Below are 23,815 nucleotides of genomic sequence, written 5' to 3'. Positions count from 1 at the left end.
CATTCTGAACGGATGACAGCTCAGAGTCAGAAGCACTGGACCGGCGATGTCGCCGACCTGCTGCGTGTGCGCCCCGGATTCATCCTCGCCGACGTAGACCCGCGATCGACACCCGGGTACGTGCAGAACAAGAAGCACGCGGTCGACGATCTCGCCTCGGGTGCGATGCAGCTCGACGAGTACCAGGAACGCCTGTTCGCGCAGTCGAGAGTGGATGCCACGGACGCCTCCGTCCTGCTGGTGTTGCAGGCGATGGACTCGGCCGGCAAGGGTGGCATCGTGCGTCACGTGGTGGGGTCGGTCGACCCGCAAGGCGTGCAGCTCACAGCGTTCAAGAAGCCGACGCCCGAAGAGCTCGAGCACGACTTTCTGTGGCGCATCGAGAAGCGTGTGCCCGAGCCCGGGTTCATCGGCGTATTCGACCGCTCGCACTACGAAGACGTGCTGATCGGTCGCGTGCGCAACCTCGCCGAGCCCGCCGAGATCGAACGCCGGTACGACGCGATCAACGCGTTCGAGAAGTCGCTCGTCGACTCGGGTACGCGCGTGGTCAAGGTCATGCTGAACATCTCGCCCGAGGAGCAGAAAGCGCGCTTGGGTGAGCGGCTCGAACGCCCCGACAAGTACTGGAAGTACAACCCCGGCGATGTCGACGAGCGGATGCTGTGGGATGACTACATGTCTGCCTATCAGGTGGTGTTCGAGCGCACCTCGACCGAACACGCCCCATGGTTCGTCGTTCCCGCCGACCGAAAGTGGTACGCACGGCTCGCCGTGCAGCACCTCCTGCTCGAAGCGTTAGAGGACATCGACCCCCGGTGGCCGGCGGCGACCTTCGACGTTGAGGCTGAGAAGGCGCGGCTCGCGGCGAGCTGACGCGGGTCGCGAGCGCGGCTAGGCGAGCGCGTCGATGACCGGACGCAGCTTGACGCGTGTCTCGAGAAGCTCGGTTTCGGGCACGCTTCCGGCCACGATCCCCGCACCCGCGTACGCGGTGACAGGGCGCGTCTCGCCGCCCTCGCTGCCGATCTGCGCGCAGCGGAGCGCGATCGCCCACTCGCCGTCGCCATTGCCATCGACCCACCCGACGGGCCCGGCATAACGCCCACGATCGAACGGTTCGAGGTCGCGGATCGCGCGGATCGCGGCATCCGTCGGGGTTCCCGCCACTGCCGCTGTGGGGTGCAGCACCGCGACGAGGTCCAGCGCGCTGGCGTCGTCTCGGATCGTGCCGGCCACGTCGGTTGCGAGGTGCCAGAGGTTCGGCAGTTCGAGGGCGAAGGGGCTGTCGTCGGCGTGCAGGTCGCGCGTGTGGGGCGCGAGGGTGTCGAGCACGCTCTGCACGGCGAAGCGGTGTTCGCTGAGGTCCTTTTCGCTCTGCATGAGGGCGGCGGATGCCGCAGCGTCCTCGGTCGCGTCGGCTCCGCGCGGCGTCGTGCCGGCCAGCACGCGTGCGGTCGCGCGCCCCTCGCGGACCGTGATGAGTGTCTCAGGGCTCGCCCCCACGAGGCCGTCGACGGCGAACGTCCACGTGTCGGGGTAGTCGTGCGCGAGTGCGCGGACGAGGCGTCGAAGGTCAGCGCCGCGCGGGATCGTCCCGGCGACATCGCGCGCGAGAACCACTTTGTCGTAGTCGCCGGCGGCGATCGCCGCGATGCCCTGCGCCACCGAGGCCTGGTAGCCCGCCGGGCCCTGCCGTCCCGGCCCGAGCGTCGCCGACCATAGGGGGCCGTAGGGGGTTGGGGTGGTGAGGCCCCCGTTCGCCGCCGGAACCGGGGTGGTGGTCGTGGCATCCGCTCGAGAAATCCGGGTGACCCACGAGCGTCCGTCATGGCGCCCGAAGACGTAGGACGGCACGATCAGCGCGCTGCCAGCCGATGAGTGTTGCGGGTCGAACGCCAGTGCGCCGAAACCGACGAGGCCCGTACCGGGAAGGCGCACGTCGTCGCGGATGATCGCGGTCGCCGCGAGGCGGCGCCACAAGTCGGCGAACCGGGCGGGCGACGCACCCGAACCCTGCAGTTGGAGCTCGACGACGGGGGCGCTGGCGCCGACGATGCCGTGGTCGCGGCGCATCCACGCGAGGGGGGCATCGGGCTCGGTCAACAGCAGCAGGTCGTCGACCGGGTCGATCTCTTCTGTCGTGACCACGAGTCGCGGGAGGCGAGACGGGTCGATCACTCTTCCAGCCTAGTTGCGCGCGGCGCGCATAGACTCGCGGCGTGAACGACGCCACCGATTCGGATCGCCCCGCGCCCGGTACCCGCCTGCTCTTCCGCTGGCGCAAGTGGGATGACGGCGTGCACTGGGTGCACGAATGCGTGTATCTGGGGAGCGACCAGTGGGGCGACTGGTTCGGCCAGATCCCCGGATGGGGGAGCAAGCGCCCGGGGCGGACGTTTAACGCAGAGCACGCGAACGTGACGCTGATTCCGCCGTCGGGCGACTACGCGTACACGTCGAACGCCGCACCGCACCGTACCCGCGTGTACATCGATATTGCGTGGGATGTCCGCTGGCGGGGCGGTGAACCGACGGGCATCGACATGGATCTCGATGTGGTCGACCGCGTCGACGGCGGCGTGTACATCGACGACCGTGACGAATGGGATGAGCACCGCGTGGCCTACGGCTACCCGGCCGAGATCGTCGAGCAGCTCGATGCGCTCGCCTACGCGCTCGAGAAGCAGGTGGCCGCGCACGAAGCGCCGTTCGACACCGCGACGGCACAGGGTTGGCTCGACCGGTTGGCCGAGTTGGAGCTGTAGCCGCGGCGGACCGCGGCACGCGCTTAGGGTGGAGGGGTGACGCACAACACCGCAGAGCCCCGTGAACCCGCGCGCGCTGATCTTGGCAAGGACCCGGCCCGCGTGAGCGGAATGTTCGACGAGGTCGCGCCCGGGTATGACCGCACCAACACGGTGCTGAGCATGGGCAACGACAAGCTGTGGCGCGCGGCGACCACGCGGGCGGTGGCCCCGAAGCCCGGCCAGCGGGTGCTCGACCTCGCAGCGGGCACGGGCGCATCGAGCGTGTCGCTTGCGCGCAGCGGCGCCACCATCGTCGCTGCCGATTTCTCGCCCGGCATGATCGCCGAAGGCGTGCGTCGTTACGGTCCGCAGTCGGCGGGCGGCGGCATCCCGAACCTTTCTTTCGTGCAGGCGGATGCCACGGCACTGCCCTTCGCGGACGGTGAGTTCGACGCCGTGACCATGTCGTTCGGTCTGCGCAATGTCAACGATCCGAAGAAGGCGCTGCGGGAGCTGCTGCGGGTGACCAAGCCGGGCGGGCGCATCGTGGTGTGCGAGTTCTCGCAGCCGCCGTCGCGGGCGTTTCGCGGGCTGTACCGCTTCTACAACGACCGCATCCTCCCCGCCGTTGCCAAGACCGTCAGCTCGAACGCCGATGCGTACGACTACCTCAATGAGTCGATCAAGGATTGGCCCGACCAGCCCACGCTGTCGGGGTGGTTGCGCGAGGCAGGGTGGGATGACGTTGCCTACCGCAACCTCTCGATGGGGATCGTGGCGCTGCATCGTGCGTTCAAGCGCGACGGTGCAGTGACCGAACCCGGCGTTGCCTCGCCCCGCTAGGCTGGGTTCGTGACTTTCTCGGCTCCGGGCTCGCGCATCGCGAGCAAGCTGGGCTTGAGCGACCGGATTTTTGCCGGGCCCCGCTCGCGCCGACTTCTTGCGACCGTCGAGTCGGGGCTGGAGCGCGTCGACGAGGCGCTTGCGCGCGAACTGGTGATGGCCGACTCGCTCGCCAATGCCACCAGCCGCTACCTGTACGACGCGGGCGGCAAGCGCGTGCGTCCCATGCTCACGCTCCTCACGTCGCAGTTGGGCGAAGGCCCGACCGACAAGGTGATCGACGGTGCTACGGCACTCGAGATGACGCACCTCGGTTCGCTGTATCACGACGATGTGATGGATGCCGCAGACAAGCGCCGCGGGGTCCCCGCTGCTCACGAGGTGTGGGGCAACAACATCGCCATTCTCACCGGTGACCTGCTCTTTTCGCGCGCCAGCCAGATTATGGCGCGCCACGGCGAAGCGGCGATTCGTTTGCAGGCCGACACGTTCGAACGGCTCGTCATCGGTCAGATGCACGAGACCGTCGGCCCTCAGGATGGCGACGATCGCGTGGAGTTCTACCTCCAGGTGCTCGCCGACAAGACAGGGTCGCTCATCGCCGCTGCCGCCCAGACCGGGTGTGTGTTCGCCGGTGGGCCGGTCGAATTCGAAGCTCCGCTGAAGACGTTCGGTGAGAAGGTCGGCGTCGCCTTCCAGTTGCTCGACGACGTGATCGATCTGTCGGCGGACGCTGACGAGACGGGCAAGGTGCCGGGTACCGACCTGCGAGCAGGGGTTCCGACGATGCCGTATCTGGTGCTCTCAGAGCGCACAGATGCGGCATCCATCGGCCTGAGGGAACGCATCGACGCCGGGGTGGCGAGCATCAGCGACGGCGAAGACCCGGCGATTCTTGACGGCGCGCTGGCGGAATTGCGCGATCATGAGGCTACGCAGGCCACGCTCGACCTCGCCTACTCGTGGTCGAACGAGGCTATTGCGGCACTGGACCCGCTGCCGGACGGCGCGGTGCGAGAGGCGCTCATGCGCTTCGCGCGGGCGGTGGTCGATCGATCCCGATAGGGGCTGGAGGGCAACATGAAGCTGAGACTCGCCATCGTCGGGGCTGGCCCCGCCGGTATCTATGCGGCCGACATCATCCTCAAAGCAGAGCGGAAGTTCGACGTCTCCATCGACCTGTTCGATCAGCTTCCCGCCCCGTACGGGCTCGTGCGTTACGGCGTCGCGCCCGACCACCCGCGCATCAAAGGGATCATCACAGCGCTGCGCGAAGTGCTCGATCGCGGCGATATCCGCATCTTCGGCAACGTGCGATTCGGCTCGGACATCACGCTCGATGACCTCAAGCAGCACTACAACGCGGTGATCTTCGCCACGGGCGCCGTGCGCGATACCTCTCTCGATATCCCCGGCATCGACGCCGACGGATCGTACGGCGCGGCGGACTTCGTCAGCTGGTTCGACGGGCACCCGGATGTGCCGCGCGAGTGGCCGCTCGAAGCGGAATCGATCGCCGTGATCGGCAATGGCAATGTGGCCCTCGATGTCGCCCGGATGTTGGCGAAGCATCCAGAAGACCTTCTTCCTACCGAGATCCCCGAGAACGTCTACGACGGGCTGAAGGCCTCGCCGGTGACCGACGTGCACGTCTTCGGTCGCCGCGGACCGGCGCAGGTGAAGTTCACGCCCCTCGAGTTGCGAGAGCTGGGGGAGCTGCGCGATGTCGACATGGTCGTCTACGACGAGGACTTCGATTACGACGAGGCATCGAAAGCAGCGATCGCCTCGAACAAGCAGGTGATGGTCATCGATCGCGTGCTGCAGTCGTGGCGACAGCGCGACTCGGTGAACAACGCCGGCGGGACGGCCTCGCGACGACTGCACCTGCACTTCTGGGCGAAGCCGGTCTCAGTGGAGCACGATGCGTCAGGGCGGGTGTCGGCGTTCCGGTACGAGCGGACGCGGCCCGACGGTGAGGGTGGCGTGGTCGGGACGGGCGAGATCCGGTCGGTCGATATTCAGGCGCTGTACCGCGCGGTCGGATACTTCGGCTCGCCCCTGCCCGGAGTGCCGTTCGACAAGCGGCACGGTGTGATCCCCAACCACGAGGGTCAGGTGCTGCACAAGGATTCGAACGAGCGCGTGCCGGGCGTGTACGCCACCGGGTGGATCAAGCGTGGCCCGGTCGGGCTGATCGGGCACACGAAGTCGGATGCCATGGAGACCGTGCGACACATCATCAACGACCAGGGGTCGTGGTGGCAGCCAGCCGATCCGTCCGAGTCGGCCGTGACCGAACTACTCGCCTCGCGTGGAGTCCGTTGGACCGACCTCGAGGGGTGGCACCGGCTCGACGAGCACGAAATGGCACTGGGCGCCCCGCAGGGGCGCGCGCGCGTGAAGGTCGTCCCGCGCGAAGAAATGGTCCGCGTCTCGCGCGGGGAGTAGCGGCGGCGCTCGGCTGCGCGCGACGCCCCGTGACCCAGGCAATCAGCAGTGGCGGAAGTCCGCCGGTGAATGGCAGGCCGCCCGGTCGATGAGCCTCACGCAACGCGGCAGACTCGGGAGCAACGAGAGGAGCCCCGCGTGCACCCGTTCACTGACGCCGAGTTCGAGGCGCTGATCGCACCGCCCACGCCAACGGCTGCCCGCGCGCGGGCGGTGGTCGAGGAGTGGTCCTCGCCTGAGCTGGTGCACCACTGCCTGCGCTCGTGGGTCTGGGCCATCGCGCTCGCCGAGTCTGAGAAGCGCGCGTTCGACCGCGAACTGCTGTACGTCGCCGCAATGTTGCATGACATCGGGCTGGATACCGAGTTCGACGCCCATGCGGTGCCGTTCGAGGCCGCGGGTGGCGCCGTCGGCTGGGTATTCGCGGCCGGTGCCGGGTGGCCTCCCGCGCGTTGCGCTCGCGTGCAGCAAATCATCGAGCGGCACATGTGGACCGCGGTCGACCCAGAGCTGGACATCGAAGGCTACCTGCTCGAGACGGCGACCAGCCTCGATGTCGGTGGCGCGAGCCCGGAGAGGTGGGATGCCGCGTTCCTCCGCGACGTCGAGCGTCGCCTTCCCCGCGGAGACTTCACCCATCACTTCGCCAGCAGCATCGCTGAGCAAGCAGAGCGTAAGCCACTCTCGCAGGCGCATCGTCTGCATGCTTCGGGTCGGGTCCTGGCCGGTGGCGACGTGTGGTGTGGGCTCGAGGCCAGCACGCCGCTGGGCTGAAGCCGCGCACGACGCTCGTGCGCCGGGCCCACGATCCGGCCGCCGCACAGCCAGCACCCATAGGCTGGCACCGTGGCCGACGAGTGGGTTCCCGACATCCTGGGCAAGGGGTTCGAGCAGCTCACGCTGCCCCTGGGCGTGGACGGGCTGGCGGGACCCTTGGTGGCGACGTTGGTGCGCAGCATCCCGAACCCTGCACTCGCCTGGACGAAGCCACTCGGTGACGTCGATGTGCTGTACGTGCACGGGTGGTCGGACTACTTCTTCCAGACAGAGCTCGCGCATTTCTGGACGGCGCGCGGGGCACGGTTCCACGCGCTGGATCTGCGGCGGTACGGGCGTAGCATCCGTGAGGGGCAGACCCGTGGATACGTGGATTCGCTTGACGAGTACGACACCGACATCGAAGCAGCGCTGCAGGCGATGGGGCACGGCGCCGACGCAGGAGAACGTAAACGCAAGCTGGTGTTGCTCGGGCACTCGACCGGAGGGCTGACGCTGACGCTGTGGGCGGCGCGGCATCCCGGGCGGGCGCAGGCAGTGGTGCTGAACAGTCCGTGGCTGGAGTTCCAGATCGGCGCTGTCGGACGGCACGTGGTGGCTCCGCTGGTGGGGATGCGGGCGCGCGTTGATCCGCGGGGCACGAACCCGCAGGTCGACTTCGGCTACTACACGCGCGCGCAGACCGAGATCGGGTCGCTCCCGGTCGACGGATATCGCGAGGAGTGGCGGCCCGAGCGTGGGTTCGCGACGAATCCGGGCTGGCTCGAGGCGGTGCTGCGCGGGCATCGGCAGATCTCCAAAGGGGTGGATGTCGGATGCCCCGCCCTCGTTCTGCTGTCGGCGCACTCTGCCTCGCCGCTTTCGTGGACGGATGCCGCGACCCGCGCGGATTCGGTGCTCGTGGTCGACGACATTGCACGTATGGCGACGAAGATCGGCAAGCTGGTGACGATCGGGCGCATCGATGGGGCGATCCATGACATCTTCCTCTCGCGCGCCGAGCCGAGGGAAGAGGCGTACCGCGTTCTCGACATCTGGGTGCGCGCGACGCTGCGCTGACCTGCGTCGCGCCAGCCGCCCATCCTCGCCGGATCCCTACGTCGCCAGCCGCCCACTCTCGTCGAATACACGTGTAATCGCCGAATGGACGGGATACCTCCCGCGGCTAAGGGGTGCACTCGGCGACAACATGTGTTGTCGCCGGGGCGGGGAAGGGTGGGGGCGCCGGGGCGGGGAAGGGTGCGCCGATTGACATGCAAGCATTCGCTTGCCTATCATCGACACCGTGAGCGACGTGTTCAAGGCGCTGGCTGACGAGACGCGTCGGGTCATTCTCGACGAGCTCGTCGGGCGCGACGAGCAGACGCTGTTCGAGCTGTGCGTCAGGTTGAACGCGCGAGGGCTCACCCACAGCCGGCAGGCGGTGTCGCAGCATCTTGAGGTGCTCGAGTCCGCCGGGCTCGTCCATAGCGAGCGGCGCGGCCGCTACAAGTTCCACACCATTGATACCCGGCCCCTCGCCCAGATCGCTGAGCGATGGCCCATCCCAGACGGAGAATCATGAAGATCCAGACGTTCAGCGTGTTCGTCGACGACCAGCAGCGCGCCCTCGAGTTCTACACCGAGAAGCTTGGCTTCCAGGTTGCAGCCGACCTGCCGCTCGGCGAGCACCGCTGGCTGACCGTGGTCGACCCCGCCGTACCGGACGGAACGCAGATCTCGCTCGAACCGAAAGACCACCCCGCGGTGACGCCGTTCACCGATGCGCTCGCCGAGGACGGGATCCCGTTCTGCATGTTCGGCGTCGACGACGTCCAAGCCGAGTACGAGCGCCTGACCGGCCTGGGCGTGACGTTCACGCAGCCGCCCATGAACCACGGGCCGGTCACCACCGCGGTGCTCGACGACACGGTAGGCAACCTGGTTCAGATCGCCGCGTTCGCGCCGCCGGCAGCGTAAGGCGTGCACTCGGCCCGCGCCACGCGCGCCGAGCGCACGCCGAGTGCACGCCTTGCCGCCGAGTGCACGCCTTGCCGCCGAGTGCACGCCTTGCCGCCGAGTGCATGCCTTGCCGCCGAGTGCATGATCTTGCCACGGTAGGCAACGCGTGTACTCGATGCGAAGTGGTGCATTCGGCGAAGTCGGGAACCCGGGCGCCGCGCGTCACACACCTGTCGCCGACGCGCAGGCACCCCTACGATGAGGCACGTGACGGACACGCTCCGGCAGACGGGCCGCGGGGAGCCCGACCTGCTCACCGCGCCGCTCAGCGCCGGCAACGACACCCCACCGGTGCGCGAGAGCGCCGTCAGCAGGCGCGCGACGATCGACGTGGCGCGCACGAGCGCCGCGCGGGTGGTGTCGGTGGTCGCCCCGGCCGGGTACGGCAAGTCAACGCTCCTCGCCGAGTGGGCGGCAACCGAGACCCGTGCGGTGGGGTGGGCCACGCTCGATCGCACCGATGCGGACCCGGCGGCGCTGCTGTCGGAGATCGCCGCCGCATCCGTCTCCTTCTCGCCGGATGCCGCGACCGTCATGGCCGATATGCGCGGCGTCGGCACGGCGGCGCTGGGGCGGTCCGCTCCGCTGCTGGCGCGGGCGCTCGCGGCGGCGCCGCAGAGCTTCGTGCTGTTCGTGGACGACCTGCACTGGGCCTCGTCGCTCGACTGCGAGGACGCGCTCGAGGTGCTGGTCGCGCGAGTTCCCGTCGGCTCACAGATCGTGCTCGCCAGCCGCCATGTTCCCTCGGTGATCGGGCGTCTGCGCGCGTGCGGTGACGTCCATGAGGTGTCGGCCGATGAACTGAGGGTGGATGCCGCGGGGGCGCGCGCGATCTTCGCGCAGGCCGGCGCCACCGGGGCATCCGACTCCGAACTCGTCGAGATCGTTGAGCGCTGCGAAGGGTGGCCGGCGGGTGTGTACCTGTGTGCGTTGGTCGCGCGTTCGGGTGGGGATGCCGCGGCGATCACCGGCGACGACCGGTTCGTCGCCGACTTCCTCTACCGGGAGTGCGTGGCACGGCTGCCGGAGGACACGCAGGCGTTCCTGCGCCGCAGTGCGGTGCTCGACCGGATGTCGGCGGCGTCGTGCAATGCGGTGCTGGGCATCGAGGATGCGCGGTCGCGACTGTTCGACCTCGAGGCGGCGAACCTGTTCTTGATCTCGGTGGACCGGCGCCGCGGGTCGTACCGGTATCACTCGCTGTTCCACGAGTTCCTGTTGACCGAGTTGGAGCGTTCGGAAGGGGCATCCGCCGTCGCAGACCTGCACCGGCGGGCCGCCGAGTGGCATGACGAGCACGGTGATGGCGAGCAGGTCGTGGAGCACCTGCTGCGCGCCGGTGACACTGAACGTGCGGCTGCGCGGGTCGCCGAGATCAGCCTGCCGATGTACGGATCGGGGCACGTGGCGACCGTGTGCCGCTGGCTCGACGAGCTGGGGGACGACCTGGTGCGTCGGCACCCGGCGCTGGTGATCTCGATGACGTGGATCACGGTGCTGCTCGGCGAAACGGCTGCGGGGGAGCGCTGGGCGCGCAGTCTCGACGGGGTAGACGCCGCAGGAATGCCTGCGAGCGAGCGCGCGGAGTTCGAATCGGCACGGGCCATGGTGCGCGCCGCGATGGGGCGGGGCGGACATCGGCAGGTGCTCGCCGACGCGGCGTACGCGATGGCGCACGAACCGGCGACGAGTCCGTGGCGCGACCAGGCTCTGCACCTGTGGGGTTCGTCGTTGCTGCTCGCGGGTGACGCGGCGAAGGCCGAGCCGATCTTCGAAGAGGCGATCGACATGGCGACGATCATGGGGAACGCCGACACGGTGATCCTGAGCGCCCCCGAGCTGGCGCTGTTCGCGATGGCTCAGGGTCGGTGGGGCGCGGCGAGGGAGCATGTCGAGCAGGCCGTCACGATGGTCGATGACAGCCACATGGAGGGCTACCCGACGACCACGCTGGCGCTCGCCGTCGCCGCACGTGTGGCGCTGCACGACGGTGATCGCGATCATGCGATGCGCCTGCTCGCGCGCGGGATGCGCGCCCGCGTGGGCTGCACGCACGTGATGCCCTGGGTCTCCGTGCGCGCACGTCTGCAACTCGCGAAGGCCCACATCGCCCTGGGTGAGCGGGGGGCGGCGTGGCATCTGATGAAAGAGATCGACGAGCTGCTGCGCAAGCGGCCCGATGTCGGGGCGCTGAATGGCGAGGTGGAGAAGCTGCGAGCGAGCATGACCGACGAGCCTGCCGGCGAGGGGTCCGTGCCGCTGACGCCAGCAGAACTGCGACTGCTGCCGTACCTGCAGACGCATCTGACGATCGCCGAGATCGGGCAGCGGCTGTTCATCTCGCGCAACACCGTGAGCAGTGAACTCGGCTCGATCTACCGCAAGCTCGCCGTCACGACGCGGGGTGCGGCGGTCGAGCGCGCCGTCGCGTTGGGGATGCTGGGCGGCTGAGCCCGCGTCATCTCTCGGCTTGGGGGACGAACTCCTCGTCGAACCCGAGCGCGGCGGCGATCTGCTGCGCGGCGCCGACGACGCGGGGCAGACCGGCGATCGACCGGGTGGCATCGAGCACCGCGACGATCTCGCCGAGCGAGGCGCCGGCGGCGACGGCGTCGTCGACGGCCACGTGAAACGACGCTCCCGGTGCCCGCGCGGCGACGAGTGCGGCAAGGTGCACGAGTGCATCGGTGCGCGCGTCGAGCGACTCCGCCATAGGCCGATCGTCTTCGCCGAACAGTCGCCGGTCGTTGATGCAGTACCGCCTCAGCCGTTCCGCGGCGTCCATGCCGCTACCTGGCGATTCGCACGTGTGGTGTCATTCTGCGATCTCATCGCAGATGCGGCTGCAGCGCACCATTCAGATCGCACGATTGGGAATCGCTCGCGGTCCGAGAGTTCGCGCGACCGGCTCGATCGTGATCCTGGTTCGATTGCTCGGCCGCGGCATCCGACCGCGAACAGGATCACACGATCCGGGTGATGCGACAGGCTCAACGCCCTCGATACGTTTGCGTCGCGGCCACACTCGGTCGCGTGAGCGAACGAGAGTGGGGACTGCAATGAGCTTCTGGGACTTTCTGCTGTGGATGCTGTGGATCTACCTGGCCGTCATGTGCATCTGGATCTTCATCTGGATTTTCATCGACCTGTTCCGCGACCACACGATGAACGGATGGGGAAAGGCCGGATGGGTCATCCTGCTGGTCTTCCTGCCGTTCCTGGGTGCGCTGATCTATCTGATCGCCCGCGGTCGGTCGATGAGCGAGCGACAGATGGCCCAAGCCGCCGCTGTCGCGAACGCGCAAGCGCAGTACGTGCGAGACGTCGCCGGCACCTCGGTGTCGCCGTCGGCCGAGATCGAGAAGGCTCAGGGCCTGCTGGCTTCGGGCACGATCACGCAGGCCGAATTCGACGCACTGAAGGCGAAGGCGCTCGCCGGCTGATCCTCGGCGCCGCGGGGCGCCGTGGGCGCCGCGCGTACGCGAGCGCGGTGGCGGCGCATGCGAGCATCGCCCTAGGCTGACAAGCATGACGGCGACGACGGCGAGCAGCCTCGAGGTTCACGACCACGCAGCTGCGCTGCCAGGTGCGGCGGTGATCGCCCGCATCCGCCGACTGCTCATCGTCGCCGTGACCGCGGTCGCCGGCTACGCGATGTTCATGACGGCGAGCAAGGGCTATTGCCCGGGCGGAATCACGGGCGATGGAAGGTTCCTGGATGCCGCGGGCAATCCGACCGACCTCGCGCCGAGCTGCATCTCGATGACGCTGCAGCCGAGTGGGCTCGTGTATCTGGCGCTCGCGGCGATTGTGATCGGTGCGTTGACCCGCGTGCTCAATCGTGCCGGCGACGAGTCATCGGCCGTGCGCATCCTCGATCGCGCGGCGGCGATCGTGGCGATCGTGGCGGTGGCATCCGTCATCATCAGCCAGGTGTGGTTCTCACTGATCCCGATCACGTCCTGGGACGGCACAGGCACGTTCGTCTATCCGTTCCCTTTCGGGTCGGTCGAGATGACGACGTCGCCGATGACGGGGTCGTAGCTCAGGCTGACCAATCCGAGAGCGCTGCGCGCAGCGCGCTGATCGCGTTCGGCCCGATCCCGTGCAACGTCGCGATGTGGTCGAGACCGACACGCTCCACGTCAGCGAGCGTGTGGACGTTCGCCGCGGCGAGGGCACGGCGAGCGGGAGCGGCGAGCTTCGGCAGCGAACGGGCGGACTCCATACCTCGCAGGATACGCGCTCACTGAGTCGCGGGCAGGCGGGCGCGTCAGCATCGCGTCACGCCTGCTCGCGTTCGCGGGCACCGAGCAGCATCCGGGCCACTTCATCGATGTCGGGATGCTCCTCATCGCCGTTCTTCACGCGCCCGGCGTGCCAGCTCAGGTCGAGTCCGTCGGGGCCGTCCTGCAGGATCGACAGGTTGTTGTCGAACCACGGGCCCGCGATCGTCGACCACGAGAACGGCGGATTCGGCACCTTCGCCGAGCGGGCGACGAGCGCTCCGATCGGCGTGGCCGCGCCGTACGACATGACCACCGAGAACCAGCGCAGCACGATGGGCAGCGGGTTGCGCACCGGCGAGCACACGGCCTGGAGGATGCGGCTGCCCGTCCCACGCTCGACCTCGGCGATGTACGAATAGTGCACATCACCCGACAGCACCGTGACCGTCTCGGGTGCGGCTCCGCGAGCGCCATCAGCGACCTCGGTGAGGCTGCGGGCCATCGCTCGGAACGTGTTCTGCCATGCTGCCCAGTGCTCGAGGTCGACCATCTGCCGCAGGCGCTCGCCGATCTTGGCGAACCCGCGCCCCCGCGCACCCTGCGCGATGGCTTCGTCCCACGACTCGACGTGGTGGAGCCCCATGGGCAACAGGTAGGGCAATGATGTGGCGACCAAGAGGTGACGCACGTCTCCGCGTAGCTGGTCGTCGACCCATTCCCACTCGACGGCGTCGACCAGGGCGCGTCCGTCGGGTGACAGGTCGCGCGCCGCGCGCGAATCGACGACCACCAGCTTCACATCGCCGAATGTGCGGGCGTAGCTGAATCGGTAAGTGGTCGGTTCGCTGTCGACGCGGTCGGCGAAGTCATCCAGCGCATCGCTCAGGTCGAGCTCGTCGTCCCCAGCGTGCGTGGCGATGAGCTGCCAGATGGGGTCGTCGGCGCGCTCGCTGGGGGACATGTTGCCGAGGTGCTGGTAGACCCAGTACGACGCGAGGCCGGCGACGATGCGTCCGTGCCACCACGAGGTGGCCTCCATGGACTTCTTCCACGACAGCGAGGCGTTCCAGTCATCGCGCACGTCGTGGTCATCGAAGATCATGGCGCTCGGCACGGTCGACAGCAGCCAGCGGTTGGTGGAGTCCGACCAGGCGAGGCGGTACAGGTGCGCGTACTCCTCGAAGTCCTTCAGCTCCTTGCCGGGAGGCTTCTTGATGTCGCGGCGCTGGCGGATGAAGTCCTGCATGGGCTTGGTGGTGATGTCGGCGTACACCTGGTCGCCGAGGAGCAAAATGAGGTCGGGGCGTAGCATCCGATCTTCTTGCATCGCGAGGGCGAAAGTGCGCATGGCATCGACGCCGTGGGTGCGGTTGCCATGCTTGTCATGCGCGACGCTGGTGCGGCACGACCCCCAGGCCATGCGCAGGGGAGTCGACGCCTCGCGGGTGACGATGACGGATTCCGGATGCCGCGCCCCGCGCTCGGGTCACACCACCATGTCGTCGATGAGCACCTCGTAGGCGGACTGCGAGCCTGGCGTGAGTCCCTCGATCTCGACGAGGGCGTAATGGTGGTCGTGGACGCGCCACGTGCGGGCGCTCCACTCTGCGCCGGCGATGCGGACGGTCACCTGCGCGGCGCGTTCGACTTCGACCCAGACCGCGGCCGTCGTCTCGTCGGTGTACCGCAGCATCGGGCCGAGGACCAGGGGAGTCGCCATCCTCCAGGTTTAGCGCACCCCGGGGGTGGGCGAGGGCTCGCGTGGGCCCTCCGTGACTGCTAGCGGTAGTTGACGAACTGCAGGTCGACCTCGAGGTCGGCGGCCTTGAGCAGGCGCTGGACCTCCTGCAGGTCGTCACGTGACTTCGACTGCACGCGCAGCTCGTCGCCCTGAATCTGCGACTTCACGCTCTTGGGGCCTTCGTCGCGGATCAGCTTGCTGATCTTCTTCGCGTTTTCAGACGAGATGCCGTCCTTGATCGACGAGACGATGCGGAATTCCTTCCCGCTGGCGAACGGCTCGCCCGACTCGAGGCTCTTCAGCGAAATGCCGCGCTTGATCAGCTTGGACTGGAAGACATCCAGCACCGCCTTCGCGCGCTCTTCGGTGCTCGCCTTGATGAGCACCTGCTCGCCGCTCCACTCGACCGATGCGCCCGTGCCCTTGAAGTCGTAGCGCTGCTCGATCTCTTTGCGGGCCTGGTTGAGGGCGTTCTCAGCCTCTTGGTGATCGACCTTGCTGACGATGTCGAACGAAGAATCTGCCATGCGCGAGAGTCTATCCGCGCAACGCGGATACGGCGATGTGGCGTCGAAGACTCCAAGCCCACCCGGACTGGAAGCGGTTACAGTCCAAGTCGCAGATAACGGCGGCATATCGATCGCGCGCCCGATGTTGCAACAACCTCTCGTGTCGGGTAACAATGTAAGCGCTTGCATGAGACCCACAGAAGCACTCACAAAGCACCCCACTCAAGAGAGGCACACACCAATGAAGGTGAACAAGAGGAGCATCGCCGCCTTTGGCGCGATCGCAGCCGTTTCATCGCTCGTCCTCGTCGGCTGCTCCAGCAGCAGCACCTCGACGGAAGAAGAAACCGAAGAGCCCGCAATGTCGGGTGAGATCACGGTCTGGGTTGACGCAGACCGTGCCGGTGTCCTCGAAGACGCCGCCGCCGACTTCACTGACCAGACCGGCGTCGAGGTCAACCTCGTCCAGAAAGAGTTCGGCGAGATCCGCGACCAGTTCGTCCAGCAGGTGCCGACCGGCGAAGGCCCGGACATCGCCGTGGGCGCACACGACTGGCTGGGCGTGCTCGCCACCAACGGCGTCGTCGCTCCGGTCGAGCTCGGCGACAAGGCTGCCGACTTCGAGCAGGTCGCTATCGACGCATGGGCCTACGACGGCCAGACCTACGCTGTGCCGTACGCGATCGAGAACATCGCGCTCATCCGCAACACCGACCTCGCGCCCGAGGCCGCGTCGGACTACGACGACATGATCGCCATGGGTGAGGCTGCCGGCACGGAGTACTCGTTCCTCGTGGGTCTTGACCCCGAGGCCGCAGACCCGTACCACCTGTACCCGTTCCAGACGTCGTTTGGCGCTCCCGTCTTCGGTAACAACGCCGACGGCAGCTACAACGCCGATGACCTGCAGATCGGTAACGACGGTGGCGACGCCTTCGCCGAGTGGCTCGGCGAGCAGGGTGCCGCCGGCATCCTCAACACCAACATCACCGGCGACCTTGCGCTGGAGAACTTCACCAGCGGAAAGGCGCCGTTCTACCTCACGGGTCCCTGGAACGTCCCCGCGATCGAAGAAGCCGGCATCAACTTCTCGGTGGATGCTATTCCCTCGGCCGGTGGCCAGGATGCCCAGCCGTTCGCCGGCGTCCAGGGCTTCTTCCTCTCGTCCGAGAGCGACAACCGCCTCGCCGCCAACGAGTTCCTCGTGAACTACATCGGCTCCGAAGAGGTGCAGACCGCACTCTACGAGGTCGGCGGACGTGCGCCCGCTCTGACGGCGGCGATGGATACCGCGTTCGCGAACGACCCGGTCGTTGCCGGATTCGGTGAGGTCGGCGCGAACGCCGTACCGATGCCGTCGATCCCCGAGATGGGTTCGGTTTGGCAGTACTGGGGCGTCACCGAAGCAGCCATCATCAACGGCGGCGAGCCGGTTGAGCTGTGGGACAAGATGGCTGCCGACGTGCAGACCGCCATCGAGTAACACTCCCTCGTGAGGGTGGGGCGGCATCGACACCCGGTGCCGCCCCACCCCACACGCATCACCCGCACCGAACCGAGGGATGGCAATGACGACCCCCACCACACAGAACCGTGACGCCGCGGTCGAGAAGCAGCGAGCGAAGCGGTCTGCCCGCGCAGCGAAAATGGCGGATGCGGCATCCGTCGGCTGGAAAGTGCTGCTGCTGAAGATCGTCTCGCTCGGCATCATCGATGCCCTCGCGGTGTATTCGATCCTCGTGCTCATTCAGAGCGACCAGTGGATCGCGGCGGGTGTGGTGCTGGCCGTGACCGGGTACGCGAACTGGATCTACTTCAGCCGGGGGCACCTGCCGGCGAAGTATCTGATCCCGGGGCTCGTCTTCCTGTTTGTCTTCCAGATCTTCGCGGCCGGCTACACCGGCTACGTGGCGTTCACCAACTACGGCACCGGACACAACAGCGACAAAGACAGCGCGATCAACTCGCTGATGCTGTCGGCGCAGGAGCGTGTGCCCGATTCTCCGACCTACCAGCTGACGGTCGTCGAGCAGCTCGGGCAGTTCTCCTTCCTCGTGACCGACCCTGACGGCACCGTCGAGATCGGTGGCGAAGAGCGCCCGCTCGAGCCCGTGACCGGCGCCCAGATGGACGGCAGCAAGGCCGTCGGCCTTGACGGATACAACAGCCTGCAGTTCGCCGACATCGTCGCGAACCAGCAGGCCATCGCCGACATCTCCGTCCCACTCAGCGATGACCCGAATGATGGCGTGCTGCGCACTCCCGACGGGTCGAGCGCCTACGTCTACACCTCGAAGCTGGTGTACGACGAGCAGGCCGACACGATGACCGACACGCGCACCGGGGTCGTGTACTCCGATCAGGGCACGGGCGCGTTCGTCGCCGAGGACGGCACCGAGCTGCGCCCCGGGTGGCAGATCTGGGTCGGCTTCGACAACTTCGTCCGCGCATTCACCGAGGATTCGATCCGCGGTCCGTTCCTGTCGGTCCTCGTCTGGACGTTCGTCTTCGCATTCTTTTCGGTGGCGACCACGTTCGTCCTCGGGCTCTTCCTCGCGATCGTGCTGAACGACCCGCGCATGAAGTCGAAGAAGTACTACCGACTGATCATGATCCTGCCCTACGCGTTCCCCGGGTTCCTGTCGGCACTCGTGTGGGCGGGCATGATGAACCAGGAGTTCGGCTTCCTCAATGTGGTGCTATTCGGCGGGGCCGACATCCCGTGGCTCACGAACGAGTGGCTGGCGAAGTTCAGCATCCTGCTGGTGAACCTGTGGCTCGGGTTCCCGTACATGTTCCTCATCTGCACCGGAGCGCTGCAGGCGATCCCCGATGAACTGCAAGAGGCGGCTCGAGTCGACGGTGCGAGTGCGTGGCAGGTGTTCCGCAACATCAAGTTGCCGCTGCTATTCGTCGCCGTGGCTCCGCTGCTGATTGCCTCCTTCGCGTACAACTTCAACAACTTCAGCTTGATCTACATGCTGACCGGCGGTGGTCCTCGGGATGCCGCGGCCGGCGTCAATGTCGGCGCGACAGACATCCTCATCACGATGGTCTACAAGGTCGCGTTCGTGGGATCCACGAGCGACTACGGCCTGGCCAGCGCGTTCTCGATCATCATCTTCCTGCTGGTGGGCACGATCTCGGTGATCGCCTTCCGGCGCACCAAGGCACTCGAGGAGATCAACTGACATGAGCAACCTCCGCCCCGGCGCCCCCGCCGCACGCAGCCTTCTCGACAACGTCGCCACGCAGGACGACGACCTCGCCACCAGCACGTCTGGTCACGGATCGGCGGGAACACCCGGCGTGGCGCCCGCCCCGCGGCGCCCGTTCAAGCGCTACTTCCGCGAGACGGGGTGGCGCCACCTCGTCGCCCTCGCCATCTCGGTGTTCGCGATCTTCCCGCTGCTGTACGTGTTTTCGGCATCTCTCAACCCCGGCGGCACGCTGCTGACGGCTAACGGGCTGTTTTCGAACGTCAGCGTCGACAGCTACGTGACGCTGTTCTCCAGCGATCGTCAGCCATACGGCGCGTGGTACATCAACACGCTCGTGATCGGACTGGTGACCGCCGCCGGCACCGTGCTGCTCGGCGCGCTTGCCGCGTACTCGTTCTCGCGCATGCGGTTCACCGGGCGGCGATTTGGCCTGACGACGCTCCTCGTGGTGCAGATGTTCCCGCAGATGCTCGCGATGGTCGCGATCTTCCTTCTGATGGTGGCGATCGGCGACATCTTCCCCGCGATCGGCCTCAACAGCCAGATCGGCCTCATCATGATCTACCTCGGCGGCGCGTTGGGGGTCAACACGTACCTCATGTACGGGTTCTTCAACACGGTGCCAGCCTCGATCGACGAGGCGGCGAAGATCGACGGCGCCGGTCACGCGCGCATCTTCTTCACGATCATCCTGCGGTTGGTTGCTCCGATCCTCGCGGTGGTCGGACTGCTGAGCTTCATCGGCACCTCGAGCGAGTTCGTGCTGGCGAGTGTCATGCTGGTCGACCCCGAGAAGCAGACCCTCGCGGTCGGGTTGTACAAGTTCATCAGCGACGAGTTCTCCAAGAACTGGAGCGTCTTCGCCGCCGGTGCGGTGCTGGCCGCCATCCTTCCCGTCGCCCTCTTCCTCGCGCTCCAGCGCTACATCGTGGGGGGCCTCACCGCGGGCAGTGTGAAGTAGCGGATGCCGCGCCCGACCCTTCTCGTCCGTTCGGCACTCGTCGCGGTCGCCATGGTCGCCACGCTCGCGCTCGGCGCGTGCGCGGCCCCCGCGCAGAACGCCGAGGTCGATCCGGCGGCGCCGGATGTCGGCATCCAACTCTTCCAATTGCCGTGGACCTCGATCGCGAACGAGTGCGAGACGACGCTCGGGCCGAACGGATTCGCGTGGGTGCTCACCTCGCCGCCGCAGGAGCACATCACGCGTGACGAGTGGTGGGCGTCGTATCAACCGGTGAGCTATCAGTTGCAGTCTCGCCTGGGCACGCGGGACGAATTCGCCGACATGGTCGCGCGCTGTGACGCCGCGGGCGTCGACATCATCGCCGACGCCGTGATCAACCACATGACCGGGCAAGACGACCCCGGCATCGGTTTCGCAGGATCTGAATACGCGCACTACGAATACCCCGGTCTGTACGATGTCGACGACTTTCACCACTGCGGGTTGACGACGTACGACGACATCGAGGATTACACCTCGCGTGAGCAGGTGCAGCAGTGCGAATTGGTGAATCTTGCCGATCTCGACACGGCCAGCCCCCGCGTCCGTGAGCAGATCGGTTCCTATCTCGACGACTTGCTGTCGCTCGGCGTCGCCGGTTTCCGCATTGACGCCGCCAAACACATGGCAGCTGACGACGTCGCCGCGATCGTGGGCGAGCTGCCCGAGGGAACACGCATCATGAGCGAGGTGATCCGCGGCGGCGGAGAGCCGATCACTCCTGAGGAGTACACGGCCTTCGGCGAGGTGTTCGAGTTCACCTACGCGCGCGATCTCACTCCGCCGCTATCGAACGGTGTCTTCAGCGATCCTGAGCTCGGCGGCGACCGCCCACAGCACGTGCCGAGCGAGAACGCCCTGGTGTTCGTCGACAACCACGACACCGAGCGCGGCGAGGCGAACGTCACGTACCGTGACGGCGACATGTACGTGATCGCCAACGCGCTGATGCTCGCCGACGACTATGGCACACCGATCGTCTACTCGGGCTACGCGTTCAGCGATCGCGATGCCGGGGCTTCGACGGAAGCTGATGGCAGCGTTTCTGACGCGACGTGCGCCGAGGCGAGCGGCCCCCGCGAGGCGTACGACGACGGCGAGCGCACGTGCGTGCAGTCGTGGGACGCGGTCATCGGGATGCTGCGCTTTCGCGCCGCGGTCGGTGACGCACCGCGCATGCCCGGCGTCGATGAGGGCGATGCGTACGGGTTCGAGCGCGAGGGGCGCGGCGTCGTCGCCGTCAACGTCGGTGACGAGCCGGTGACGATCCGGATCCCCACCTCGATGGCCGACGGCGACTACTGCGACGCGATCACCGGAGGAGCGACCTCGGGCGATGCGCAGTCCTGCGTCGGCGCGCAATACTCGGTGGAGAGCGGTGAGGCGGTCTTCGCCCTCGAACCGGTGTCGGCGGCAGCGATCCACGTGCCGGTGCGGCAGTAGGACGCGCCGACCTCACACTCACAACTGAACAACAACTCAAGGGCTCTGTCATGGCTGATGCCGTGCAACCACGTCGATCATTCACACGAAAGGCACACTCATGGCATCCCTTCTCCCACATCACGACGGCTCACCGCTGTACGTCTCGAATCTCGCCCCCGCACTCGGCGAGGTCGTGACGGTCCGGCTGCGCGTTCCCGTCGAGTTCGGCCCGCTGGCTGCGGTGCGCACCCGCTCGAACCCCGACCACGAGCCCGAGTGGACCGATGCCGTCCACACCGGCACGGTGGATGGCTGGGACTGGTGGGAGGCACCCGTCACGGTGCGCAACCCCCGCCACGGGTACCGGTGGCTGCTCGTCCACGACACAGACCACGACAACGGCGCAGCGGGAACCCGCACCGCCCAGTGGCTCAACCAGACCGGCCTGCACGACCTCGAGACGCTGGATGCCGAGGACTTCGCCCTGGTCACCACCCCCGCGCCCCCCGCGTGGCTGTACGAGTCGGTGATGTACCAGGTGTTCCCCGACCGCTTCGCGCGTTCGGCGCAGGCCGACGAGCGCGAGACACCGGAGTGGGCGATCCCGGCCGCCTGGAACGACCCTGTCGACCCGGTCATGCCGGGGCGCTCGCAGCAGTTCTACGGGGGCGACCTGGACGGCGTGATCGAGAAGCTCGATCACCTGGTGTCGCTCGGCGTCAACCTGCTGTACCTGACGCCGGTGTTCCCTGCGGCATCCAATCACCGATACGACGCCGCGAGCTTCGACCGCGTCGATGAGCTGCTCGGCGGCGACGAGGCGTACGTGCGGTTGATTGAGGCGGCGCATGCGCGCGGAATCCGCGTGATCGGTGACCTGACGAGCAACCACTCCGGTGACCGGCACGAATGGTTCCAATCGGCGCTCGGGCACCCCGGGGCCGAGACCGAGAGCTATTACTACTTCACCGACGACGCGAACACGCAGTACGAGTCGTGGCTGGGCACACCGACCCTGCCGAAGTTCAACTGGGCGTCGCCCGAGCTGCGCGAACGGTTCATCACCGGTGAGGACTCCGTCGTCGCCAAGTGGCTCAAGCCGCCGTTCTCGACCGATGGCTGGCGCATCGACGTGGCGAACATGACCGGGCGGTTGGGGGATGTCGACCTCAACGCCGACGTGCGCCAACTGCTGCGCGAGACCATGCACCAGCTCAACCCCGACACCATACTGTTGGGCGAATCGACCAATGACGCGGCGAGCGATCTGCAGGGTGACGGCTGGCATGGCGCGATGACGTATCCGTCGTTCACGCGCCCGCTGTGGGGGTGGTTGAGCGAGCCGACGGGTACGCACTATCTCACCAGCGATGGCGATGAAGTGACCGAGCCGTGGTTCTTCGGCCAGCCGATCGGCGGCATTCCGCGCTACACCGCCCGCCAGTTCGTCGACGCTGTGGTGCGCTTCACCGCCGGGATCCCGTGGCGCGTGCGCCTGGGTAACATGCAGCCTCTCGACACCCACGACACCGGACGCTTCGCCACCAACGCCGCGCCCGGCACCGTGCCGCTCGCGGTCGGGCTGTCGATGACCATGCCGGGTCTGCCCGTGGTGTTCGCGGGCGATGAGTACGGCCTGGTCGGCGCCGATGGCGAGGCCAGCCGCACGCCGATGCCGTGGGGTACCGAAGGCGAGCCCGACGTTGCCGAGCGTCTGGAGATGTATCGCGCGATGGTCGCGTTGCGCCGCGAGCACCCGGTGCTCGGCACGGGCGGGTTGCGGTGGGTGCACGTCGACGAGCAGAGCATCGTGTTCGTGCGCGAGTCGGTGGACGAGGCGCTGCTCGTGGTCGCGGCGCGTCAGGACGTCGACGTCGAACTCCCCGCACCCGCTGTGGCCGGGGCCGTCGGTGCATCGTCGCTGGTCGGTGACGCCACTCTCGCGGTCGCCGCCGACGGTTCGGTCGTGATCTCGGCGGAGGGGCCCGCGTTCGCGGTGTGGTCGCTTCCGGGCGTTGCGGTTCCCGCTCCGGGCGCCGACGCATGACCGCTCCAGAACGGTTCGACGCCCTGAGCGCCGGACTGGCCTCCGGCGTGCGCGCACACGAGGGTCTCATCGGCTTGGCGCTCCTCGGCTCGGCGTCGGACGAGGCTGCCCATCGGCGCGACGAATGGTCTGATCACGATTTTTTCGCGCTCATCGCGGAGGGTCGCGGGAGCGGCATCCGACCCGACCTCTCGTGGCTTCCCGACCAGGACCGTCTCGTCTTGACGGCACGCGAAGGCGAGATCGGCTTCGCTGCGGTGTACGACGACGGCCACGTGTTCGAGTTCGCTTTCTCAGAGGCGGGGGAGCTGTCGGGCGCGCTCGCCGGGGATGCGACGGTGGTCGTCGATGATTCGGATGCCACGACCGCGGCCCTCATCGCAGAGTCCCGTGCCCGCGCCGAGGCCGCCGATGCGTTCGACCCCGCGAACGATGTGCGCTTAGTGTTGGTGAAGCTGCTGATCGGCGTCGGCCGCGTGCGCCGCGGAGAAGTGCTCAACGGCGGCTTCTTCGTGCGCCAGTGGGCGGTGCAGCTGTTGGTGCGTGCGATTCGTGGGCGGTTTGCCGCGGCATCCACCTCGCTGCGCGACACGATCGACCCGGTGCGGCGGTTCGAGCAGGACTTTCCAGAGTGGGGCGCGGCGATCGCCTCCGCGCTCGACCAGGGCGTCGAACAAGCCGCGCGCGACGTGTTCGCCCTGACCCGCGAGATCCTGGAGCCCGGGTGGGATGAGTTCCCCACGGCGGCCGCCGACGCCGTCGCGCAACGACTCGGGTGGCGCAGGGAGAGCTGACACGGTCTGACACGCCCATCGCGG

The 23,815-nt window shown here is 67.4% G+C and carries 24 protein-coding genes; 18 read left to right on the top strand and 6 right to left on the bottom strand.

The features are described 5' to 3' along the window. Positions 1 to 12 precede the first annotated feature (12 nt). Positions 13 to 876, top strand: a complete 864-nt coding sequence (locus ON062_RS05740; RefSeq protein WP_274646165.1) for a polyphosphate kinase 2 family protein — start codon at positions 13 to 15, stop codon at positions 874 to 876. A gap of 18 nt (positions 877 to 894) precedes the next feature. On the opposite strand, the gene ON062_RS05735 is transcribed toward ON062_RS05740, so the two are convergent. After that, positions 895 to 2,178 (bottom strand): isochorismate synthase MenF, encoded by a 1,284-nt coding sequence (locus ON062_RS05735; RefSeq protein ID WP_274646283.1) that lies wholly within the window; start codon positions 2,176 to 2,178, stop codon positions 895 to 897. A gap of 44 nt (positions 2,179 to 2,222) precedes the next feature. On the opposite strand from ON062_RS05735, the gene ON062_RS05730 reads away from it, so the two are divergent. The 9 genes from ON062_RS05730 to ON062_RS05690 all read left to right on the top strand — a co-directional run bounded on the left by ON062_RS05730 (position 2,223) and on the right by ON062_RS05690 (position 11,273). After that, entirely contained in the window at positions 2,223 to 2,768 is a 546-nt protein-coding gene (locus ON062_RS05730; RefSeq protein ID WP_274646164.1) for a DUF402 domain-containing protein, read from the top strand. A gap of 36 nt (positions 2,769 to 2,804) precedes the next feature. Next, positions 2,805 to 3,593: a class I SAM-dependent methyltransferase gene (locus tag ON062_RS05725; protein ID WP_274646163.1), complete on the top strand. Its 789-nt coding sequence runs from the start codon at positions 2,805 to 2,807 to the stop codon at positions 3,591 to 3,593. Between the two features lie 9 nt (positions 3,594 to 3,602). After that, complete coding sequence (locus ON062_RS05720; RefSeq protein ID WP_274646162.1) at positions 3,603 to 4,658, top strand: polyprenyl synthetase family protein; 1,056 nt, start codon at positions 3,603 to 3,605, stop codon at positions 4,656 to 4,658. 15 nt (positions 4,659 to 4,673) lie between these two features. Next, positions 4,674 to 6,044 (top strand): FAD-dependent oxidoreductase, encoded by a 1,371-nt coding sequence (locus ON062_RS05715; RefSeq protein WP_274646161.1) that lies wholly within the window; start codon positions 4,674 to 4,676, stop codon positions 6,042 to 6,044. A gap of 138 nt (positions 6,045 to 6,182) precedes the next feature. Continuing rightward, positions 6,183 to 6,818, top strand: a complete 636-nt coding sequence (locus ON062_RS05710) for an HD domain-containing protein (RefSeq protein WP_274646160.1) — start codon at positions 6,183 to 6,185, stop codon at positions 6,816 to 6,818. A 72-nt stretch (positions 6,819 to 6,890) separates the two neighbouring features. Further along, a complete protein-coding gene (locus ON062_RS05705; protein WP_274646159.1) occupies positions 6,891 to 7,880 on the top strand; it encodes an alpha/beta hydrolase in 990 nt (329 codons plus the stop codon). Between the two features lie 226 nt (positions 7,881 to 8,106). Then, on the top strand, positions 8,107 to 8,385 hold the full coding sequence (locus ON062_RS05700; RefSeq protein WP_274646158.1) for a helix-turn-helix transcriptional regulator: 279 nt from the start codon (positions 8,107 to 8,109) through the stop codon (positions 8,383 to 8,385). After that, on the top strand, positions 8,382 to 8,780 hold the full coding sequence (locus ON062_RS05695) for a VOC family protein (protein WP_274646157.1): 399 nt from the start codon (positions 8,382 to 8,384) through the stop codon (positions 8,778 to 8,780). The genes ON062_RS05700 and ON062_RS05695 overlap by 4 nt, the downstream gene beginning before the upstream one ends. A gap of 249 nt (positions 8,781 to 9,029) precedes the next feature. Next, entirely contained in the window at positions 9,030 to 11,273 is a 2,244-nt protein-coding gene (locus ON062_RS05690) for a LuxR family transcriptional regulator (protein ID WP_274646156.1), read from the top strand. Between the two features lie 7 nt (positions 11,274 to 11,280). Here ON062_RS05690 and ON062_RS05685 read toward each other — a convergent pair whose 3' ends face one another. Further along, complete coding sequence (locus tag ON062_RS05685; RefSeq protein ID WP_274646155.1) at positions 11,281 to 11,607, bottom strand: carboxymuconolactone decarboxylase family protein; 327 nt, start codon at positions 11,605 to 11,607, stop codon at positions 11,281 to 11,283. Positions 11,608 to 11,881: 274 nt separating this feature from the next. Between ON062_RS05685 and ON062_RS05680 the strand changes: the two genes are divergently transcribed. Next, complete coding sequence (locus ON062_RS05680; protein ID WP_274646154.1) at positions 11,882 to 12,265, top strand: SHOCT domain-containing protein; 384 nt, start codon at positions 11,882 to 11,884, stop codon at positions 12,263 to 12,265. An 85-nt stretch (positions 12,266 to 12,350) separates the two neighbouring features. Then, on the top strand, positions 12,351 to 12,866 hold the full coding sequence (locus ON062_RS05675) for a hypothetical protein (RefSeq protein WP_274646153.1): 516 nt from the start codon (positions 12,351 to 12,353) through the stop codon (positions 12,864 to 12,866). Between the two features lies 1 nt (position 12,867). Here ON062_RS05675 and ON062_RS05670 read toward each other — a convergent pair whose 3' ends face one another. From ON062_RS05670 to ON062_RS05660, 4 genes are all read right to left on the bottom strand, one after another. Then, entirely contained in the window at positions 12,868 to 13,050 is a 183-nt protein-coding gene (locus ON062_RS05670) for a hypothetical protein (RefSeq protein WP_274646152.1), read from the bottom strand. A gap of 56 nt (positions 13,051 to 13,106) precedes the next feature. Then, entirely contained in the window at positions 13,107 to 14,471 is a 1,365-nt protein-coding gene (locus tag ON062_RS05665) for an alkaline phosphatase D family protein (protein ID WP_306802264.1), read from the bottom strand. 66 nt (positions 14,472 to 14,537) lie between these two features. Beyond that, positions 14,538 to 14,771, bottom strand: a complete 234-nt coding sequence (locus tag ON062_RS13845) for a hypothetical protein (RefSeq protein ID WP_306802263.1) — start codon at positions 14,769 to 14,771, stop codon at positions 14,538 to 14,540. Between the two features lie 59 nt (positions 14,772 to 14,830). After that, complete coding sequence (locus ON062_RS05660; protein ID WP_274646151.1) at positions 14,831 to 15,319, bottom strand: YajQ family cyclic di-GMP-binding protein; 489 nt, start codon at positions 15,317 to 15,319, stop codon at positions 14,831 to 14,833. A 223-nt stretch (positions 15,320 to 15,542) separates the two neighbouring features. Between ON062_RS05660 and ON062_RS05655 the strand changes: the two genes are divergently transcribed. The 6 genes from ON062_RS05655 to ON062_RS05630 all read left to right on the top strand — a co-directional run bounded on the left by ON062_RS05655 (position 15,543) and on the right by ON062_RS05630 (position 23,791). Then, positions 15,543 to 16,784, top strand: coding sequence for a maltose ABC transporter substrate-binding protein (locus ON062_RS05655; protein ID WP_274646150.1), 1,242 nt, complete (start codon positions 15,543 to 15,545; stop codon positions 16,782 to 16,784). An 85-nt stretch (positions 16,785 to 16,869) separates the two neighbouring features. Continuing rightward, complete coding sequence (locus ON062_RS05650) at positions 16,870 to 18,492, top strand: ABC transporter permease subunit (protein ID WP_274646149.1); 1,623 nt, start codon at positions 16,870 to 16,872, stop codon at positions 18,490 to 18,492. A gap of 1 nt (position 18,493) precedes the next feature. Next, positions 18,494 to 19,483 (top strand): sugar ABC transporter permease, encoded by a 990-nt coding sequence (locus ON062_RS05645; RefSeq protein ID WP_274646148.1) that lies wholly within the window; start codon positions 18,494 to 18,496, stop codon positions 19,481 to 19,483. Positions 19,484 to 19,486: 3 nt separating this feature from the next. Beyond that, positions 19,487 to 20,968: an alpha-amylase family protein gene (locus ON062_RS05640; protein ID WP_274646147.1), complete on the top strand. Its 1,482-nt coding sequence runs from the start codon at positions 19,487 to 19,489 to the stop codon at positions 20,966 to 20,968. A gap of 100 nt (positions 20,969 to 21,068) precedes the next feature. Continuing rightward, positions 21,069 to 22,997, top strand: a complete 1,929-nt coding sequence (locus ON062_RS05635) for a glycoside hydrolase family 13 protein (protein WP_274646146.1) — start codon at positions 21,069 to 21,071, stop codon at positions 22,995 to 22,997. Then, entirely contained in the window at positions 22,994 to 23,791 is a 798-nt protein-coding gene (locus tag ON062_RS05630) for a hypothetical protein (protein WP_274646145.1), read from the top strand. Before ON062_RS05635 ends, ON062_RS05630 begins: the two co-directional genes overlap by 4 nt. The last annotated feature ends 24 nt before the right edge of the window (positions 23,792 to 23,815 follow it).

It is taken from the genome of Microbacterium sp. C7(2022) (genome assembly GCF_028823665.1).
In the GTDB taxonomy this organism is placed as follows: domain Bacteria; phylum Actinomycetota; class Actinomycetes; order Actinomycetales; family Microbacteriaceae; genus Microbacterium.
This window is presented reverse-complemented; position numbering and strand designations above follow the sequence as displayed.

Coding starts and splice junctions, on each gene's coding strand:
- ON062_RS05740 (WP_274646165.1), top strand. CDS start 13: ATGACAGCTCAGAGTCAGAAGCACTGGACCGGCGATGTCGCCGACCTG.
- ON062_RS05715 (WP_274646161.1), top strand. CDS start 4,674: ATGAAGCTGAGACTCGCCATCGTCGGGGCTGGCCCCGCCGGTATCTAT.
- ON062_RS05695 (WP_274646157.1), top strand. CDS start 8,382: ATGAAGATCCAGACGTTCAGCGTGTTCGTCGACGACCAGCAGCGCGCC.
- ON062_RS05685 (WP_274646155.1), bottom strand. CDS start 11,607: ATGGACGCCGCGGAACGGCTGAGGCGGTACTGCATCAACGACCGGCGA.
- ON062_RS05680 (WP_274646154.1), top strand. CDS start 11,882: ATGAGCTTCTGGGACTTTCTGCTGTGGATGCTGTGGATCTACCTGGCC.
- ON062_RS05675 (WP_274646153.1), top strand. CDS start 12,351: ATGACGGCGACGACGGCGAGCAGCCTCGAGGTTCACGACCACGCAGCT.
- ON062_RS05670 (WP_274646152.1), bottom strand. CDS start 13,050: ATGGAGTCCGCCCGTTCGCTGCCGAAGCTCGCCGCTCCCGCTCGCCGT.
- ON062_RS05665 (WP_306802264.1), bottom strand. CDS start 14,471: ATGGCCTGGGGGTCGTGCCGCACCAGCGTCGCGCATGACAAGCATGGC.
- ON062_RS13845 (WP_306802263.1), bottom strand. CDS start 14,771: ATGGCGACTCCCCTGGTCCTCGGCCCGATGCTGCGGTACACCGACGAG.
- ON062_RS05660 (WP_274646151.1), bottom strand. CDS start 15,319: ATGGCAGATTCTTCGTTCGACATCGTCAGCAAGGTCGATCACCAAGAG.
- ON062_RS05655 (WP_274646150.1), top strand. CDS start 15,543: ATGAAGGTGAACAAGAGGAGCATCGCCGCCTTTGGCGCGATCGCAGCC.
- ON062_RS05650 (WP_274646149.1), top strand. CDS start 16,870: ATGACGACCCCCACCACACAGAACCGTGACGCCGCGGTCGAGAAGCAG.
- ON062_RS05645 (WP_274646148.1), top strand. CDS start 18,494: ATGAGCAACCTCCGCCCCGGCGCCCCCGCCGCACGCAGCCTTCTCGAC.
- ON062_RS05640 (WP_274646147.1), top strand. CDS start 19,487: ATGCCGCGCCCGACCCTTCTCGTCCGTTCGGCACTCGTCGCGGTCGCC.
- ON062_RS05635 (WP_274646146.1), top strand. CDS start 21,069: ATGGCATCCCTTCTCCCACATCACGACGGCTCACCGCTGTACGTCTCG.
- ON062_RS05630 (WP_274646145.1), top strand. CDS start 22,994: ATGACCGCTCCAGAACGGTTCGACGCCCTGAGCGCCGGACTGGCCTCC.